This is a genomic window from Curtobacterium sp. MCBD17_013, assembly GCF_003234565.1.
Taxonomy (GTDB): domain Bacteria; phylum Actinomycetota; class Actinomycetes; order Actinomycetales; family Microbacteriaceae; genus Curtobacterium.
The window spans coordinates 49,394-66,773 of the sequence record NZ_QKTU01000001.1; the positions used below are offsets into that span (position 1 = coordinate 49,394).

A 17,380-nucleotide genomic window follows, 5' to 3' on the forward strand; every position below is an offset into this window, starting at 1 on the left:
AACGATATCAATTCGACGACGAATGGTGCTGCTGATGACCGACGCCCGTGGTGATCGCCCAACTCGACCCCCGCTGATCTCGGCACAGCCGTGGCAGCACACCGATGCGCGCGTCGGACTGATCGACCGCGCCGTCGCCGCGACCGGCACGTTCGGCGGCGAACGTGTCCGCGTCCTGCCCGAGCCCATGCGCGCCACACGGGACGACGTCGAGGTCCAGGCGGTGCGCCTCCTGTTCGACACCGAGGAGGCGGCGGCGCGCGCGACCGACGTCGTGATCGAACCCGGCACCGCGACCGGCACCGGCACCGCCGCCGCCGCCGCGCCGGGCGCGCTCGTCGGCTTCGCGACGGCCCCCGACGCGCTGTCGGTGCGCCTCCTGGTCCGCGTCGTCGACGCGCCGACCGCGGCATCCGTCCGGATCCCGTCCCTCGGCGACGGCGCGGTGTCCGTCGAGCTCACGCCGCAGCGCCCGTGGTCCGTGCACGTCGTGCACCACTCGCACTTCGACTTCGGCTACACCGACCCGCAGGCGACGGTCATCGCGAGCCAGCGGTCGTACCTCGACACCGCCATGGACCTCGCCCGCGCGACCGACGACTGGCCCGAGGAGGCCCGGTTCCGCTGGAACGCCGAGGCGCTCTGGGCGTTCACCGACTGGGAGCGGCACCGCCCACAGGCGCAGGTCGACGAGTTCGTGCAGCTCGTCAAGGACGGCCGGATCGGCCTGAGCGCGATGCCGTACAACCTGCACACCGACACGTGCTCGACGGACGAGCTGCACGAACTCCTCCGCGACGCCCGGCGCATCCGCGACCAGTACGGCATCGACTTCACCACCGCGATGCAGACGGACGTCCCGGGACAGGTGGCGGGCCTCCCGGACGCGCTGCAGGAGGTCGGCGTCAAGTACCTGGCGGTCGCGCACAACTGGGCGGGCCGGTCGCAGCCGCACACCTCGGGCGCGCTCAACCTGCCCCGCATGTTCCGCTGGCGCACCCCCGCCGGCAACTCGGTGATCGTGTGGATGACCGACAGCCCGCACGGCCTGGCGTACATGGAGGGGCCGATGATCGGCTTCACCGAGTCGTACGCGTCCGTGGACGCGCTGTTCCCCGCGTACCTGACCGCGCTCGCCACCCGCGGCTACCCGTTCCCGCCCGGGATCTTCGGCGCCCACGGCGAGCAGACCGAGGGCCGCGACGGCTACCCGTGGGAGGTCCTGCACATCCGAACGCAGGGGTTCATGGGCGACAACGGCCCCGCCCGGCTCCAGCTCGCCGAGATCGTCCGCGAGTGGAACGACACGTGGACCTCCCCGACGCTGCGGGTGTCGCGGAACGAGGACTTCTTCGCCGAGGCGGAGGCCCGCCACGGCGACGAGCTCCAGACGTTCCAGGGGGACTGGGGCGACTGGTGGGTCGAGGGCGTCGGCTCCGCGGCCGTGCCGCTCGCACTCGCCCGGGAGGCCCAGGCCGCCGTCACCGACGCCGGCGCGTTCTCGCAGGCGGCCGCGTTGATCGGCGCTGCCGCGGTACCGGAGGAAACCGCGCGCCGCACCGAGGCGTACGACGCGATCTCGATGTTCAACGAGCACACGTGGGGCGCCGGGAACTCCTGGACCCACGGGGACGCCGGGTTCGAGTCGGGGGAGCTGCAGTGGCAGTGGAAGGTGGCGCAGGGCATCGGCGCGCACCAGCGGGCCACCGAGTTCCGGGAGCAGGCGATGGCGTACCTCGGCGCCGCGGTGCCGCGCGACCCCGACGCGGTCGTCAGCTTCATCGCCGCGAACGCCACCGGCCGCCGCCGCAGCACCGTCGCGCGCCTGCTCGTCAAGGAGGCCCACATCGGCCTCGACCAGGACATCGAGGTCCGGGACGGCCGCACCGGCGAACCGCTGCCGGTGGTCCTCGAACCGCAGTCGAACACGGCGCACCGGGAGTCCGGGCGCTGGGCGGTCGTGCGGGTCGAGGACGTGCCCGCGTTCGGGTTCGTCCGACTCGACGTGTCGGTCGCGGCGACGTCCGCGCCGAGCGACGCTCCCGTTCCCCTCCGGTCCCGGGCCCGCGCCGAGGTGCTCACGCTCGAGAACGAGTACCTGCGCGTCGTCGTCGACGAGACCACGTCCTCCATCGCGTCGATCATCGAGCGGCGGACCGGACGTGAGCTCGTGAACGGGTCGTCCGTCGCTGGGTTCAACGCGTACCTCTACGACCAGTACGGCAGCTCGGGCGCCGGGTTCAACCACCTGGCGAACAAGCTGTCCGTCTCCGACCGGCTCGAACTGCTCGTGTCGCGGACGACCGCCCGGCCCGCCGTCGTCCTCGAGCGGACGAGCGACGCGGTCGAGGAACGCCTGGTCTACGAGTTCGTCGCCGACGGGGTGGACTCCGTCGTCGTGACGCTCCGGCTCCGGCACGGCGACGGCGTGCTGCTCATCGAGAACCGCCTGGCCAAGCCGACGACCCTGATCAAGGAGAGCGCCTACTTCGCGTTCCCGTTCGCCGTCGACGACCCGGTCGTCCGGTTCGAGGTCTCCGGCGGGGTCACGGGCGACGGCGTCCCGCACATCCCGGGAGCGCCGCAGCACATGCGCGCGATCCGCAACTGGATCACCCTGAGCGACCCGGAGACCCACGACGACGTCGTCTGGGTGACGAAGGACGCCCCGCTCGTGCAGACCGGGAGCATCGCGGTGCCGTACGCGCCGTTCCCCGCGAGCACGAGTCCCGTCGAACCGGGCACCGTGTTCTCGTGGCTCCACAACAACGTGTGGGACACGAACTTCCCGATCGAGCAGGCGTTCACCGCGACCTTCCGGTACGCAGTCGGGGTCCGCACGGACCGGGACGGAGCCTCGGCCGAGGGTCTGGCCGTGGCGGCGACCGGCGAACTCGTGCACCCGTTGACGACCGCGGAGGCCAAGGGCCGTCCGGACACCGCCGCTCGGGCCGATGTGTCCCTGCTCGACCTCGACGACGACCGCGTGCAACTGGTCGGTGTCGTCGCGGGACCGGAGGAGGGCACCTCGATCGTGCGGCTCCAGTCGTTCGCCGACCAGGACGTCGTGCTGACGCTCCGGCCCGGCGTGGCGATGGCCGAGGCGTGGGTGAGCTCGTTCCTCGGGGACCGGGGGACGGGCCTCCCGGTCGATGATGGTGCGGTGCGGGTCACGCTCGCGCCGTTCGCGACGACCGCGGTGGGCGTGCGTTGGGGCGGCGGGGTCGCCGCCGACTGAGTGCACACGGCGTCCGCGCGCGTAGGTGCGCGGGGACGACAAGTGCGCGCGTCAACGCGCGCGCACTTGTCGTCGACGCGCGCACATGCCCGGGTGTTTGTCGTCGGGGCGCGCACATGCCCGGGTGTTTGTCGTCGGGACGCGCGCACATGCCCGGGTGTTTGTCGTCGGGACGCGCAGCAGCACGAGAGCGTCCGACCGCGCGCGCATCTGTCGGCGGCCCCCGGTACCGTCGTCCTGCTCGACCGACGAGCGCCCGCACTGGGGGACCGCATGCAACTGACCGCCGACCACCGCGTCGTGCTGAGCCCGAGCGACCTGAGCGTCTGGGCGTCGTGCGAGTGGGCGTTCCTGCGGCGCCTCGACGCCAAGCTGGGGCGCGCCGAACCGGTGGACGAGGCGGCAGACGCGATGCTCGACCGCACCGCTCGCCTGGGTGACGAGCACGAGCTCCGGTACCTCGCGACGCTCAAGGCCGAGCACGGCGCGGACCAGGTCATCGAGTTCGAGCGCCCCGACCCGGACCGGTACGAGCAGGCGGCGCAGGCCGCGGCGGACGCCATGCGCGCCGGCGTCGCGGTCCTATACCAGGCGACGTTCCACGACCCGGGCTTCATCGGGTTCTCGGACTTCCTCATCCGCAACGACCGCGGCGAGTACGAGGTCTACGACACCAAGCTTGCCCGGCACGCCAAGATCACCGCGCTCCTGCAGCTCGCCGCGTACGCCGAGCAGATCGAGCGGCTCGGCATCCCGGTCGGGGCGCAGGTGCACCTGGTTCTCGGCGACGAGACCGTGAGCAGCCACGACCTCGCCGACATCGCACCGGTGTACCGGACGCAGCGGGACGAGCTCCGCCGCGTCATCGACGACCGCATCGCCGCCTCCGAGCCGCTCGCGTGGGGCGACCCCCGCTACACCTCGTGCGGCCGGTGCGGCATCTGCAGCACGCTGGTCGAGGAACACCGCGACCTCGTCCTCGTCGCCGGCATGCGCCTCGACCAGCGAGCGCGCCTCATCGCGGCGGGCGTGACGGGCATCGACGCCCTCGCGACCGCCGAGGGCCCGGTGCCCGGTGTCAGCGCGGCGACGCTGGCGACGTTGCGGGCGCAGGCGCGCCTCCAGACCGGATCGGAACGCGACCGACAGCGGGCCGGTTCCGACGCGCACCCCGCACCCCGGTTCGAGGTCGTCGACCCGCAGGCGCTCGCGGCGATCCCGGCGCCGGACGCGGGCGACGTGTTCTTCGACTTCGAGGGCGACCCGCTGTACTCCGAGGACGGCCACACCTGGGGCCTCGACTACCTGTTCGGCCTCGTCGACACGGACGCCCGCTTCACCGCGTTCTGGGCGCACACGATCCGGGAGGAACGACGCGCGCTCGTCGACTTCCTCGCGTTCGTCAAGGAGCGGCGCGCGCAGTACCCGGGCATGCACGTCTACCACTACGCGTCGTACGAGCGGACGCACCTGCTGTCGCTCGCCGCCCGGCACGGTGTGGGCGAGGACGACGTCGACGACCTGCTGCGCGACAACGTCCTGGTCGACCTGTACCCGATCGTGCGGAAGGCCCTGCTCGTCGGCAGCCGGAGCTACTCGATCAAGAAGCTCGAGCCGCTCTACATGGGCGAGGACCTGCGCGACGACGCCGGCGTGACGAACGCCGCGGACAGCATCACCGCGTACGTCGACGCGATCGAGGAACTCCGGAACGGGGACCGGGTCCTGGGGCAACACGCGCTCGACCAGGTCGCGGACTACAACGAGTACGACTGTCGCTCGACGCTGCGGCTCCGCGACTGGCTGCTCGGCCTGGAGGCCTGGGGGCGCGTCGACGACGGCGGCTCCGCACCCGACACGGCCGGGTCCGACGGCGCATCCGACGAGCTGGAGGTCGCGCTCCCGCCCACGGTGCGCGAGCCCGACCCGGTGTACCTGGCGCTCATGGCCGATATCGAGGGCGTCGACGCGCTCGACCGCACGGCGGACCAGCAGGCCATCGCGCTCGCCGCGGCCGCCATCGACTACCACCGGCGTGAGGGCAAGACGTTCTGGCAGGAGCACTTCGACCGGCTCCGGAACCCGATCGACGACTGGGCCGACACCCGCGACGTGTTCATCGTCGAGCAGGCCGAGGTCGTGCAGGACTGGGCGAAGCTGCCCGGCAAGCGGACGTTCTCGCGCGAACTCCGCCTGCTCGGCGCGCTCGCACCCGGCAGCAAGGTCCGCGAGGGCACGAAGCCGCACCTCGTCTACGACGAACCCCTGCCGATCTCGATCACCTCGCCGGGGCCGGGCATGCGTGGCGCCTCGAGCAAGGGCGAGGTCCTCGACATCGGGCCGACCGGCGACCGCATCGAGATCCTGCTCAAGGAGTCGGTCGGGCAGGGGCAGACGGGGCACGAGGACCTGCCGGTGGCGCTCACACCCGCCGCACCGCCAGCCGCGAAGCCGCAGCCCGAGGCGATCGCCGAGTGGGGGCGCGAGGTGCTCGATGCGCTCCCGTCGATGCTGCCCGACCCGGCCCTCGACCTGCTGCGGCGGGTGCCGCCGCGCGGAGGCGTCGTGCCGCTGTCCGTGACGGAGGACGACACCGTCGCGGCCGTCGTCGCGACCCTGCTCGGACTCGACCGGTCGTACCTGGCGATCCAGGGGCCTCCCGGCACCGGTAAGACGTACGTCGGCTCGCACGTCGTCGCACGGCTCGTGCAGGAGCACGGGTGGCGGGTCGGCGTGGTCGGGCAGTCGCACGCGACCTCCGAGAACTTCCTCGACGCCGTCGTCACCGCGGGTGTTCACGCCGACCGCGTCGTCAAGGTGCCGCAGCGCGGGGGAGACCCCGACCGGCTCGAGGCGGCAGCTTGGACGCCCGTCAAGGACAACGTCGCGCTCGCCGCGTTCCTGACCGGCCCCGCAGCGGGATCGACCGGTCGTCCCGGCGGTGTGGTCGGCGGGACGGCGTGGACCTTCGCCAACGCCAACACCGTCGAACGGCGGTCGCTCGACCTGCTCGTGGTCGACGAGGCGGGGCAGTTCTCCCTCGCGCCCACGATCGCCTCGTCCGTCGCCGCGTCGCGACTCCTGCTGCTCGGCGACCCGCAGCAGCTGCCCCAGGTGTCGCAGGGCTCGCACCCCGAGCCGGTCGACGAGTCCGCCCTCGGCTGGCTGGCCGACGGTGAGCACGTCCTGCCGCCGGAGTTCGGGTACTTCCTGGCGCACACCCGGCGGATGCACCCGGCCCTGACCGCGCCCGTCTCGCGCCTGTCCTACAACGGGTCGCTCACCGCGTCCGAGGCCGTCCTGTCCCGGTCGCTCCGGGGACTCGAGCCGGGCCTCCACGTCGCGCCGGTCGCGCACGTGGGGAACACGACGTCCTCGCCCGAAGAAGCGGAGCGGGTCGTGTCGCTCGCGTCGTCCGTCATCGGGCTGCCGTGGACGGACGGCGGCGTGACCAGGCCACTGACCGACGAGGACGTCATCGTCGTGGCGCCCTACAACGCGCAGGGCGCGCTGATCCGCGCCGCGCTCGACGCCGCCGGGCTGCGTGGGACGCAGGTCGGGACGGTCGACCTGTTCCAGGGCCGGGAGGCCGTGGTCGCCATCGTGTCGCTCGCCGCGTCCTCAGCGGCGGAGATCCCGCGCGGCCTCGACTTCCTGCTCATGCCGAACCGGCTCAACGTCGCGATCTCGCGGGCGAAGTGGGCGGCGTTCGTCGTGTACTCGCCGGGGCTGACGACGGCGCTTCCGACGTCGATCGCGGGGATGGCGTTGTTGTCCCGGTTCATCGAGCTCGTCGCGGGGTGAATCGCCAGCGGTGCGCATCATCACCGACGACGTCACCGGCGCCACGGACACGAGAGGCCACTTCTGCTGCGCAGTAGGAGGACCCTCGTGCTGCAAAGCGCCGTCACCGATCTGTGCGCACCTCCGACCGCCGACCCTCCTCGAAGAACGCCGCCAACTCGGGATCCGCGACGCGCTCGAGCACCTCATCTACCCGCTCGCGATTGTGCGTCCACCGGGTGTCCGCGGCGGTCGGCACCACCCGCGCGACCTCGTGACCGTGGTTCGTGATCACGTACTCGGCGCCGGCCTGGACGTCCTCGATCATCTCCGGCAGCTGCGGCTGCGCGGGCCGTCGTGGCGCCGATGCCAGACGACGCTCCGGTGATGATCGTCGCTGCGTTCTCGATGTCCATGCCTCGGTCCTTCCGGTCGGACCACGAATCAACTCACGCTCGGTTGGTGTGCTCTGTGCGCGGAGCATCAGGCACCAGGACGCGCGGCTGCCGGTTGTCCACAGGCGCCACGGCGGGCACGCTCGTGGTCGCCGTGCTCTGGCACTCTCGTGGGCATGAACACCATGGCGAACACGGAACGTGAGGTCGTGCGAGAGCAGATCGAACAGCTCCAGGACGGGCCCCTGTCGGTACTGCGCGTGGACATCGATGAGCGGGACGACGCCTACGGCGAGGCGGTTGTGGTGACGATCACGATCGTGTCGAGTGAATCGGATCTCGAGTGGGATGAGGATGCGTTCGTGTCCATCCGGAGTGCCGCGCGCAGGATCGCGGTGAGCCAACTCCATGAGGAAACCGTTCGAGTGGTCTACACAGCTGACGTTGTGGGTCCGAACGAACCGGGACCTGACGTCCGCGAGACGCACGCGTCCGAGGTACTCAACTGATGCCTGTTCGCGACCTCCATGGCAGGGGACTCCTCGATCTGGCCGAGGAGCTCGCGAGCCGAGCGACCAGGTCCGCCGATCCCACCATCTCGCAGCAGCTCGTTGATGCAAGGACGACCGACCTGCGTCGGTCCATCAGCACCGCGTACTACGCGGTCTTCCACACGGTCAGTGAGCACGTTTCCGCGCGGCTGCTGGGGAACGCGCGGTGGACTCCGCAGCACTCGGCTGTGTCGCGGTGGGTCACGCACACTGACCTGGTCGCGCTCGCCCGTGCCGCTGCAGACGAAAGCGGTAGTCGCACTCTCACCGAGGCGCTCGAACCTGTGAACACGAAGCTCGCGGTCCTCGCGCAGGACTTCGTCGACCTTCAAAACGCGCGACATGGCGCAGATTACGACGACTACTTCGCCGTTTCTCAAGCCGGAGCGAGGTCATACATCACCACCGCGAAGCGCGCTGTGAGGCTGGCCGAGGACTTGTTCTCGAACGACGACGCGAGTTACATGCGCTTTCTCGGCCTTGCAGTTGGAGGGGTGAAGGTCGCGAAGCGGCGCTAGCCGGAGCGGCGCCATTGCTAGAGTTCCGCCCAGACCGTCGCGTCGGCGAGGGGCTTCCCGAAAGGACCGCGATGGACCTCACGATCAACGGCGCCCGACTCAACGTCGAGGTGCTCGAGCCGACGAACGGCGACCCGGACGCACCGGTCCTCATCGCGCACCACGGCGGCGGGGGGATCGGTTCGCTCGCCGAGCCGAAGGCCACGTTCGGCCCGCTCCACGACCGCTTCCGGGTCATCGTCTTCGACTCGCGCGGGTGCGGCCGCAGCGAGGGCGTCGGCCCCTACACGCACGAGCAGTGGGCGGCAGACGTCGACGGACTGCGACAGTGGGCGGGTGTCGAGCAGATCGTCGTGGCCGGTGGTTCGTACGGCGGGTTCATCGCCCTCGAGTACGCCGTCCGCTACCCGGAGCACGTCTCGGCGATCATCCTGCGGGACACCTCCGCCGACGGCACCAACCTCGAGCTCGCGTTCGAGAACGCGCGGAACCAGGACCGCGTCGAGATCAACTGGGACCACTTCAACCGCTACTGGGGTGGCCAGACGCGCAGCGACGAGGAACTCAAGTCGCTGTGGGCGGAGCTCATCCCGCTGTACGACTACGAGTACGACGAGGAGAAGTCGACGGCGGCGGTCGAGGCCGGCATCTACCGGCACGAGGCGCACAACGCCTGCTTCGTCGACAACTTCCCGACCTACGACCTCAAGCCGGACTTGCCGGGCATCGCCGTCCCGACCCTCGTGACGGTCGGCCGCGGGGACTGGGTCACGCCGGTCAGCGCCTCCGAGACGATCGCCCGACTGATCCCCGACGCGAAGCTCGTCGTCTTCGAGAAGTCCGGCCACTCGCCCCAGGTCGAGGAGCGCGAGAAGTTCCAGCAGACGCTCCGCGACTTCCTCGCCCGCGCGGTTCCCGTCGCGGCCACCGTCTGATCCGCAGCACGAGGAAATCGGGAACGGCGGCCCGCGCATCGTGTCCGGCTACGAGTCCTACGACTACCTCGACGGTGACCTCCACCTACCGCGAGATCCGCTGACGCCGGAGTTCAACCGCGTCCCGCCGTACGACGGCGGGCACGCGCCGGCGGTCGTCGAGCGCGCCGAGCGGCTCCTGGCGGCGACCATCACGATCAGCCTGCACGACCACCCGGTCCGGTTCCCGGCCGACATGGCGAACACACCCGCCTACAACCGCACGGGCCGTCAGTTCACCGCGTTCGAGGGCCTGCGCGCGTCCGGGCTGACCGTCGTGTTCGACAACATGATGGACGGCACCGCCACCGTCACGGGCAACACGCCCTGGCAGTGGGAGGACGTCGTCACCGACCTCGGGATGCGGCAGGCGGACATCGCCCACCAGTCGGACGTCGTCGTCATCCGCACGCTCGCCGACATCCACGCCGCGCACGCGGCCGGGAGGACCGGGCTCGTCTTCGGTCTGGAGGCCGCCACCCCGATCGGGAACGACCTCGACCGCCTCGACATCCTGTACGGACTCGGGATCCGGCAGATCGGGCTCGCGTACTCCCAGTCGAACGGTCTCGGGGCCGGCCTCTCGGAGCGAACCGACTTCGGCTTGACCGACTTCGGTCGGGCCGCCGTGCGTCGGATGAACCAGCTCGGGCTCGCGATCGACGTGTCGCACTCGTCCGACCGGACCGGCATCAACGCCGCCGACGCGTCCGACGTCCCGATCTTCATCACGCACGCCGGGGCGCGGGCGCTCTGGGACATCCCGCGGCTCAAGTCGGATGACGTGCTCCGGGCCGTCGCCGCCGGCGGGGGAGTGATCGGCATGTCCGCCGCCCCGCACACGACGATCTCGCGCGACCACCCGACGCACAGCCTCCTGTCCGTCATGGACCACTTCGAGTACTGCGCCGAACTCGTCGGCATCGACCACGTGGCCTTCGGTCCCGACACGCTCTACGGCGACCACGTCGGCCTGCACACGACGTTCTCGTCCATGCTCGGGGCGGCCGCGGCCACGACGGAGGACCACCCCCGGGTCGAGTACGTCGACGGGCTCGAGAACCCGACGGAGAGCTTCCACAACATCGCGGCCTGGCTCGTCGAGCACGGGTACTCCGACGACGAGATCGGGAAGGTCCTCGGCGGGAACGTGCTCCGGGTGCTCGGGGAGGTCTGGGCGGGCTGACCGCGCAGTTCGGGTCCGCATCCGCTGCCGCGGGCTCGATGTCCTGCATGGCTGGAGCGCTGGAAGTCCACACCGGTCAACCCCATCCGTCGCCGAAGCCCGCGCTCATCGACGTCGACCACCGGTGGGACGTCGACGACCGCTGAGCCGGTCGTCGCCCCCGCCCGTCAAGCGGGACGGCCCGGGTACCTCACGGGTACAGCTTGTTCGAGTCTCCGATCTGGATCGACCCCTGCGCCGCGGGCCCCACGCCGGAACTGGTGATCGCGGACACGGACACCAGGTAGGTGAACGTGGAGTCGAGCTCGCCCGAGGTGTAGGAGCGCGCGCTCGGCGCGAGCACGACGACGGTCGGCGCGGCACCGGTGGCCAGCTGCTGCACGGTGACCTGGTACCCGAGCACCTTCTTGCCGGCCGAGACCTGCGGTGCCGCCCACGCGGCGGACACCGTGCCGACCCGCGCGTTCTCGTCGTTCCGCGTGACCACGAGGGCACGCGGCGGCGTGACCTGATCCGACCCGACGCGCACGGTGGTCGAGGCGGATCGCCCCTGGCCGAGGTCGCCCGTCACGGTGACGGTGTAGGTCCTGCCGCGGACGAGGTGGTTGAGCACGAGTGCGGTGTCGTTCGCCGAGGTCGTGCTGATGCTCTGCGGGCCGATGCCGAGTGAGTCCGTCCCGTTGCGGCTGACGACCCACGCGCCCTGGGCGCCCTCGGGCTTCGTCCAGTGGATGAGGGCACTGCCGAACGTGGCGCGGGCCGAGGCGAGGGGGAGCGGTGTCGCCGTGAGGGCGGTCGGAGCCGGGGCCTTCGCGGTGGCGGTGCGCGCGGGCGCGGCGGCGCTCGGCTTCGCCGTCGCGGCAGTACTCGACTTCGCCGCCGCGGCAGCGCTCGGGGTGGCGGACGCGGTCGCGGTCGCGGACCACGGTGCGGCGGACGGCGACGCAGACGAGGGCGTGGTCGCGGACGGTGTCCGCCCGGCGGCCGGCGCGCTGCTGCGGGCTGCGGCGGACGCCGCCGTGGTCGCGTGGTCGGATGCGGTCGCCGCGGCGGCGGGAACGGTGATGCCGACTGCGGCGATGCAGACGGCAGCGGCGATGACGGTGATGGTCGTTGTGCGCACGGGTTCGGGTCCCCTCGGGTGTCGCGCTTCGGGTGGAGCTCGATCACCGTATCCGGTTTCGGCGGGCCCCCGGAAGGGGGTGTCCGCTCTGCGTGTCGCCCCGCATGTCCGGCCGCTTGTCGGGTCCGGGCTGGCCCCCGCGTCGGGGCCGCGTTCCGACCCGCATGCACGCGCCGCGCGTCAGCCCCGCCCGCCGGCGACGAGGACGGTGACGTCGCCGCGCGCCCGGAACGGCGCCAGCTGCTCCTCGGTCGCCCCCGCGTCGGTGATCAGGGTCCACGGCTGTTCGATCGGTGCCCACGCGTCGAACGGGGCGCGACCGAGCTTCGAGCTGTCGGCGAGCACGTAGACGTGGTCGGCGTGGTCCATCATGAGTTCCTTGAGCCGGGTCTGCACCGGGCTGGCCTCGCAGATCCCGAGCCGGGCGTCGAGGCTGTCGGCGCCGAGGAACGCGCGGTCCGCCGTCAACCGGGTGAGGGCGAGCTCGGCGAGGGGTCCGACGAACCCCTGGCTGATGTTCCGGAGGTCGCCGCCGAGGCCGATGACGTGGACGTGCTCGTCGTCGGAGAGTTCGGCCAGGGTCGTCATGCCGTTGGTGATGACGGTGAGGCCGGAGCGTCCGCGCAGGCGTCGGGCGAGGCTGCCCGTCGTGGTGCCGGCGTCGAGGATGAGCGTCTCGCCCTCCTGCACGAACGTCGACGCGAGGCGGGCGATCTGTTCCTTCTGCGCGACCGCCATGGTGGTCCGCTGACCGAGCGAGGGCTCCTGGCCGGCCGCGCTCGTGGCGATGGCGCCGCCGTAGGTGCGGGCGAGTTCGCCATCCGCGGTGAGCTGTGCGAGGTCGCGGCGGATCGTCGACGGGGTGACGTCGAAGGTCTCGGCGAGCTGTTCGACGTCCACCAGTCCGGCGCGCGAGGTGAGCTGCTTGATCTGCTCGCGGCGCTGGGCGGCACCGGTCTTGCCCCTGCCTCTGGGCATCTCCGCGGCCCTCCCGTCCTCCGGTCCGCCGAGTCCGCCTCGGAGAACGGCACACGGAGCATACCGGGCGGCCGGATCCGGGCCGGCTTGGAGGCGCGGCGCGGCTCCGCCACGGCAGGTCAGGCGGTCCGTTGGTCCGTCGAGCGGCGGTCGGGCCTCCTGGAGTTGCGCTGAGCGAAACGCGCAGTACGCTTGCTTCTTGCGCACAACGCGCAATCAAGGAGCCGGCCCGGATGCCGAGCCCCCTCGCCCCCCTCGAGAGGTAGTCCATGAGCGGCACAACGAAGTCGTCGTCCAACCACGTGTTCCTCGTCTGGCTCACGGTGTTCCTCGGGTGGGCGGTGACCACCCTCGACCTGCAGATCGTCAGCTTCGTGCAGGGGCCGATGGCGAAGTCGTTGCACACGAGCACGGGCACCGTCGGCGACGCGTTCTTCCTGTACGCGGTGGGTCTGGGCCTCGGCGCCCTCGTCCTCGGGTACTTCAGCGACCGCCTGTTCGGCCGGAAGCGCGCGTTCATGTACGGCATCATCGGCACCGTCCTCATGACCGGTCTGACCGGTCTCGTGCAGGACGCGCCCCAGCTCATGGTGGTCCGCTTCCTCGCCGGCTTCTTCTCCGGCGGTGAGTGGGCGATGGGCCTCGCGATGCTGTCCGAGTTCGCGCCGGTCAAGCGGCGGTCGCTCATGCTCGCCGGCACCCAGGCCGGCGTCGGCGTGGGCTACGGCCTCGCCAACGTGTTCGCGCAGACCTTCGGCGCCCCGACGGCCGCCGGGTGGCGCGTCGCCTACCTGGCGTCCTTCGCGTTCGCGGCCATCGCGTACCTCGTGCGCCTCGGCCTGCGCGAGTCGCCGCAGTGGGCGAGGATCAAGGAGGCCCAGGAGTCCGCGCCCGGCGAGTTCAAGCAGGGCCTGCATGCGCTGTTCGCCAAGAAGCAACTCGGCTACACGCTGATCGCGCTCATCATCGCCTTCCTCATCGGTGCTCCCCAGGGCGGCTGGGACTTCAACTACCCGGCCTGGTACGCCCACGGCGGCATCACCGGACACCCGATCCCCGCGGTGTCGGGCACCACGATCACGTACGCCTACGAGATCGCCCTGGTCGTGTCCACGGTGTTCGGCGGCTGGTTCATGGACAAGGTGTCCGCCAAGTGGACGCTGCCGCTCGTCTGGATCGCGGTGCCGTTCACCCTGCTCATCTGGCTCGCGCCGTTCTCGCAGGGCGTGGTGCCCGTCTCGCTGTACCTGTTCATCGCGGGCTTCTTCCGTCAGCTCGGCTGGAGCGTCACGGCGGCGTACTTCGTCCTCCTGTTCCCGACGCGGATCCGTGGCGTCGGGATGGGACTGGCGGTCGTCGCGGAGTGGTCGCTCGGCTACGGGACCTCGGCCTTCTGGGGCACGAACCTCGTCACGAGCGGCAACTGGAACACGTTCTGGCTCCTGCAGGTGATCCTGCTCGCCCTCATCCCGATCCCGATGGTGATCGCCGGCGTCGAGACCCGCGGGCGCAAGCTCGACTTCCAGGAGGACGTGCTCGAGCCCGGAGCCACGGCGGCCGTCGCGGCGCCCGGTCTCCTCGGGAAGGGGGGACCCCGTGCGCGCGCCTGAGCCCCGCGAGATCGGCCGTGTCGGGGACATCGGTCCCGCCGACGTCCTCGACGCCCTCGGGGCCGCCGGACAGGGCCGCGTCTACGACCTCGACGCGGGCCGGTTCGTGGGCATGCCGCAGTGGGATGGACACCCGACCTTCACCCTCACCCCGTACCGCACGCCGCAGGGCATCAAGCGGGCGCAGGACATCCCCCTCTTCGGCGAGCAGCAGAACGCCGCAGGCGTGGGCATGCTGACCGAGCTCATGATCACCGGCATGCACACGGGCACGCACCTCGACGCCCTCTGCCACATCACGGACGCCGACGACACGTGGTTCGGCGGCTTCCACGCGACGGAGCACAGCAGCGACTTCGGTCCCACCCGGGCCGACGCCGCGAGCATCCCGCCGATCGTGCTGCGCGGTGTCCTGCTCGACGCCGCGGGGTACTTCGACGTCCCGCTGCTCGAACAGGGCCGCGGGCTGTCCCGGGCGGACCTCGAAGCCGTCGCCGCGGCCCAGGGGACGACGATCCCGCCGCGGTCCTGCGTGCTCGTCCGCACCGGCCTCATGTCGGTGTGGCCGGATCCCGCCCGCTACAGGGCCGCCGACGGCGCGGGCCCCGACCTCGAGGCCGCGCGCTGGCTCATCGACGACCTCGGCTGCGTCGTGCTCGGCTCGGACACCTCGACGGTCGAGCAGGTCCCGTCCGCCGACCCGCAGAACCCGCACCCCGTGCACGAGTTCGCCCTGCGGCAGCGCGGCGTCCACCTGCTCGAGAACGCGTTCCTCGAGGACCTCGCGCGTGATGGCGTGGCCGAGTTCACGCTCATCTGCCTGCCGCTCAAGATCGCGGGCGCGACCGGCTCGATGGTCCGTCCCATCGCGATCGCGTAGACGGGATCCGAGCAGTGCAGCACACAGACCGAGGAGGAGACGCGATGGAACGGTGGCTCATCCTCGCCGACGACGTCACCGGCGCGCTCGACAGCGCCGTGGGCTTCGCCGGGACCGGCCTCGTCGAGTACGGGGTGACGCTGCCGGTCCACGTCGACGTCGCATCCCTCTCGACCGGGTCCCGCGCCAAGCCGACGCACGACTGGGAGACCGACGACCGGTTCGACCGTGACGCCGTCGACCGCCTGTTCGTCAAGATCGACTCCACGCTCCGTGGCTGGCCGGGCGAGCACGTCCGCACCGCCCTCGCGTGGTGGGGCCCGTCCGCGACGGCCGTCATCTGCCCGGCTGCCCCGGCACTCGGCCGCACCGTCACCGGCGGCCGCGTGCTCGTCCACGGGACCCCCGCGGCACAGACGGCCGCCGGAGCCGATCCGGTCGCCCCGACCCGCGAGGACCGCCTGCCGGTGCTGTTCGACGCGCCCCTGGTGGACCTCGCGGATCTCCCGGGCGCGATCGGGCACCACCCCGCCGTCGTCGTGGACGCCGCGACCCAGGCGGACCTCGACGCCCTCGCCGCCGTCATCGAGGCCGCCGGACCCCGTGCCGTCCCCGTCGGTGCGTCGGGCCTCGCGGCGGCACTCGGCGCACGGCGCTCGCCACGGCAGGCGCCGGGCCCGCGGGCTGCACGCGTGGTCGTGGTCGTCACCTCGGTGCACCCCGTGTCCCGCGCGCAGATCGACGCCCTGGAGGTCCGGGTGCCGATCGTCTCGCCACCCGCCCTCGACATCGGGACGGTCACGCACGAGCAGGCCGTCGCGATCGCGCGGGCCACCGCCGACCGTGCCGCCGAGCACGTCCACCGGGATGCCGACACCGCCGTGGTCGTCATCGGCGGCGACGGCACCGACGCCCTGCTCAGCGCGCTCGGCGCCGAGGGTGTCGAGGTCCTCGGGTCCGTGCTGCCGGGCGTGCCCTGGGGTCGGATCCGCGGTGGTCGCGCCGACGGCACCACGATCGTGACCAAGTCCGGCGGCTTCGGCGACGCCGACACCCTGAACGCCATCATCCGCACCCTCACGAAGGACGAACCATGACCAACCCCACGCTCGCGCTCACCCTCGGCGACGTCGCCGGCATCGGTCCGGAGATCACCGCCAAGGCGCTGCTCGCACACCCCGAACTCCGGGAGATCGCGCGTCCGGTCGTGATCGGCGACGCCGACGCGATGCGCCGCGGGATGCGCGCCACCGGGTTCGACACGGACGCCCTCGTCGTCATCGAGGACCCGCGCGAGGCTCGGAACGACCCGGACACCGTCGAACTCGTGCAGACCGGACCGTCCCTGGCCGATGTCCCGATCGGCGAGCTCAGCGCGGCCGCCGGCGACGGCGCCTACCGCTTCGTCGTCGAGGCCTGCTCCCTCGTCAGGGCCGGCCGCGCCGACGCGATCGTCACCGCGCCGCTCAACAAGGCGGCGATGCACGCGGGCGGCCACGACTTCGCCGGCCACACCGAGTTGCTCGCCCACGAGTTCGGCGTCAAGGACTACAGCCTCGTGCTCTCGGCCGGGGACCTCTACGTGTTCCACCTCACCACGCACGTGTCGCTCCGCCGTGCGATCGAGGACGTCACCGTCGAGCGGACGACCCAGGTGCTGAACCTCGCACACGGGCTCGCCCGGGCCCTCGGGCGTCCGGAGGAGCGGATCGCCGTCGCCGGCCTCAACCCGCACGCGGGCGAGAACCGGCTGTTCGGCGACGAGGACGCCGACGTCCTCACCCCGGCGATCGAGGCCGCCCGCGAGCGGGGCATCCCCGTCGACGGACCGATCCCCGCCGACGCGCTGTTCCCCGCGGCGATGCGCAGGGGCCGCTGGAACCTGCTCGTCGCGTGCTACCACGACCAGGGCCACGCCCCCTTCAAGTCGGTCTACGGCGACGACGGGGTCAACATCACGGTCGGCCTGCCCGCGGTGCGCGTCTCCGTGGACCACGGCACGGCGTTCGACATCGCCGGGACCGGCCAGGCGAACGAGGCGAGCATGGTGCTCTCCTGCGTCCGGGCGGCCGAGCTCGCCCCGGGCTGGGGCGCGGTGGTCGACGCGCTCAGCTGATCCGGGGGAACGGCCGGGAGGCACGGTG

The 17,380-nt window shown here is 71.7% G+C and carries 13 protein-coding genes; 10 read left to right on the forward strand and 3 right to left on the reverse strand.

Annotated features, from left to right (window positions below):
- The first annotated feature begins 34 nt into the window (after nt 1-34).
- Together DEI81_RS00195 and DEI81_RS00200 are read left to right on the forward strand one after the other, a co-directional pair.
- Nucleotides 35-3,238, forward strand: coding sequence for a glycoside hydrolase family 38 C-terminal domain-containing protein (locus DEI81_RS00195; protein WP_181435273.1), 3,204 nt, complete (start codon nt 35-37; stop codon nt 3,236-3,238).
- 273 nt (nt 3,239-3,511) lie between these two features.
- Complete coding sequence (locus tag DEI81_RS00200) at nt 3,512-7,042, forward strand: bifunctional RecB family nuclease/DEAD/DEAH box helicase (RefSeq protein ID WP_111008507.1); 3,531 nt, start codon at nt 3,512-3,514, stop codon at nt 7,040-7,042.
- A 103-nt stretch (nt 7,043-7,145) separates the two neighbouring features.
- Here the strand turns inward: DEI81_RS00200 and DEI81_RS16725 are convergent, their stop codons facing one another.
- A complete protein-coding gene (locus tag DEI81_RS16725) occupies nt 7,146-7,349 on the reverse strand; it encodes a hypothetical protein (protein ID WP_181435274.1) in 204 nt (67 codons plus the stop codon).
- 243 nt (nt 7,350-7,592) lie between these two features.
- Here DEI81_RS16725 and DEI81_RS16100 point away from each other — a divergent pair, with 243 nt between their 5' ends.
- The 4 genes from DEI81_RS16100 (at nt 7,593) to DEI81_RS00220 (ending at nt 10,645) form a co-directional block, all read left to right on the forward strand.
- On the forward strand, nt 7,593-7,925 hold the full coding sequence (locus DEI81_RS16100) for a hypothetical protein (protein ID WP_181435275.1): 333 nt from the start codon (nt 7,593-7,595) through the stop codon (nt 7,923-7,925).
- Nucleotides 7,925-8,485 carry a hypothetical protein gene (locus DEI81_RS00210; protein WP_111008509.1) on the forward strand — a complete coding sequence of 187 codons (561 nt, stop codon included), beginning with the start codon at nt 7,925-7,927 and terminating at the stop codon, nt 8,483-8,485. The genes DEI81_RS16100 and DEI81_RS00210 overlap by 1 nt, the downstream gene beginning before the upstream one ends.
- Before the next feature lie 71 nt (nt 8,486-8,556).
- Nucleotides 8,557-9,420 carry an alpha/beta fold hydrolase gene (locus tag DEI81_RS00215; RefSeq protein ID WP_111008510.1) on the forward strand — a complete coding sequence of 288 codons (864 nt, stop codon included), beginning with the start codon at nt 8,557-8,559 and terminating at the stop codon, nt 9,418-9,420.
- Nucleotides 9,421-9,460: 40 nt separating this feature from the next.
- Complete coding sequence (locus tag DEI81_RS00220; protein WP_258368378.1) at nt 9,461-10,645, forward strand: dipeptidase; 1,185 nt, start codon at nt 9,461-9,463, stop codon at nt 10,643-10,645.
- A 190-nt stretch (nt 10,646-10,835) separates the two neighbouring features.
- Here the strand turns inward: DEI81_RS00220 and DEI81_RS00225 are convergent, their stop codons facing one another.
- Nucleotides 10,836-11,768, reverse strand: coding sequence for a fibronectin type III domain-containing protein (locus tag DEI81_RS00225; RefSeq protein WP_111008512.1), 933 nt, complete (start codon nt 11,766-11,768; stop codon nt 10,836-10,838).
- A gap of 180 nt (nt 11,769-11,948) precedes the next feature.
- The gene (locus DEI81_RS00230) at nt 11,949-12,746 is read right to left on the reverse strand and encodes a DeoR/GlpR family DNA-binding transcription regulator (RefSeq protein WP_111008513.1); all 798 of its coding nucleotides are present in this window, start codon (nt 12,744-12,746) and stop codon (nt 11,949-11,951) included.
- Between the two features lie 269 nt (nt 12,747-13,015).
- Between DEI81_RS00230 and DEI81_RS00235 the strand changes: the two genes are divergently transcribed.
- Genes DEI81_RS00235 through pdxA form a run of 4 tightly spaced genes read left to right on the forward strand, consistent with a single transcriptional unit; the run spans nt 13,016 to nt 17,352 of the window.
- On the forward strand, nt 13,016-14,356 hold the full coding sequence (locus DEI81_RS00235; RefSeq protein ID WP_111008514.1) for an MFS transporter: 1,341 nt from the start codon (nt 13,016-13,018) through the stop codon (nt 14,354-14,356).
- Nucleotides 14,343-15,236: a cyclase family protein gene (locus DEI81_RS00240; protein WP_111008515.1), complete on the forward strand. Its 894-nt coding sequence runs from the start codon at nt 14,343-14,345 to the stop codon at nt 15,234-15,236. The genes DEI81_RS00235 and DEI81_RS00240 overlap by 14 nt, the downstream gene beginning before the upstream one ends.
- A 44-nt stretch (nt 15,237-15,280) precedes the next feature.
- Nucleotides 15,281-16,333: a four-carbon acid sugar kinase family protein gene (locus DEI81_RS00245; protein WP_111008516.1), complete on the forward strand. Its 1,053-nt coding sequence runs from the start codon at nt 15,281-15,283 to the stop codon at nt 16,331-16,333.
- The gene (gene pdxA, locus DEI81_RS00250; RefSeq protein WP_111008517.1) at nt 16,330-17,352 is read left to right on the forward strand and encodes a 4-hydroxythreonine-4-phosphate dehydrogenase PdxA; all 1,023 of its coding nucleotides are present in this window, start codon (nt 16,330-16,332) and stop codon (nt 17,350-17,352) included. Before DEI81_RS00245 ends, pdxA begins: the two co-directional genes overlap by 4 nt.
- Nucleotides 17,353-17,380: the final 28 nt, after the last annotated feature.

Bases quoted from the DNA above. Each gene is read 5' to 3' on its own strand.
- DEI81_RS16100 (WP_181435275.1), top strand. From the start codon at position 7,593: ATGAACACCATGGCGAACACGGAACGTGAGGTCGTGCGAGAGCAGATC.
- pdxA (WP_111008517.1), top strand. From the start codon at position 16,330: ATGACCAACCCCACGCTCGCGCTCACCCTCGGCGACGTCGCCGGCATC.
- DEI81_RS16725 (WP_181435274.1), bottom strand. From the start codon at position 7,349: ATGATCGAGGACGTCCAGGCCGGCGCCGAGTACGTGATCACGAACCAC.
- DEI81_RS00235 (WP_111008514.1), top strand. From the start codon at position 13,016: ATGAGCGGCACAACGAAGTCGTCGTCCAACCACGTGTTCCTCGTCTGG.
- DEI81_RS00200 (WP_111008507.1), top strand. From the start codon at position 3,512: ATGCAACTGACCGCCGACCACCGCGTCGTGCTGAGCCCGAGCGACCTG.
- DEI81_RS00210 (WP_111008509.1), top strand. From the start codon at position 7,925: ATGCCTGTTCGCGACCTCCATGGCAGGGGACTCCTCGATCTGGCCGAG.
- DEI81_RS00245 (WP_111008516.1), top strand. From the start codon at position 15,281: ATGGAACGGTGGCTCATCCTCGCCGACGACGTCACCGGCGCGCTCGAC.
- DEI81_RS00195 (WP_181435273.1), top strand. From the start codon at position 35: ATGACCGACGCCCGTGGTGATCGCCCAACTCGACCCCCGCTGATCTCG.
- DEI81_RS00230 (WP_111008513.1), bottom strand. From the start codon at position 12,746: ATGCCCAGAGGCAGGGGCAAGACCGGTGCCGCCCAGCGCCGCGAGCAG.
- DEI81_RS00215 (WP_111008510.1), top strand. From the start codon at position 8,557: ATGGACCTCACGATCAACGGCGCCCGACTCAACGTCGAGGTGCTCGAG.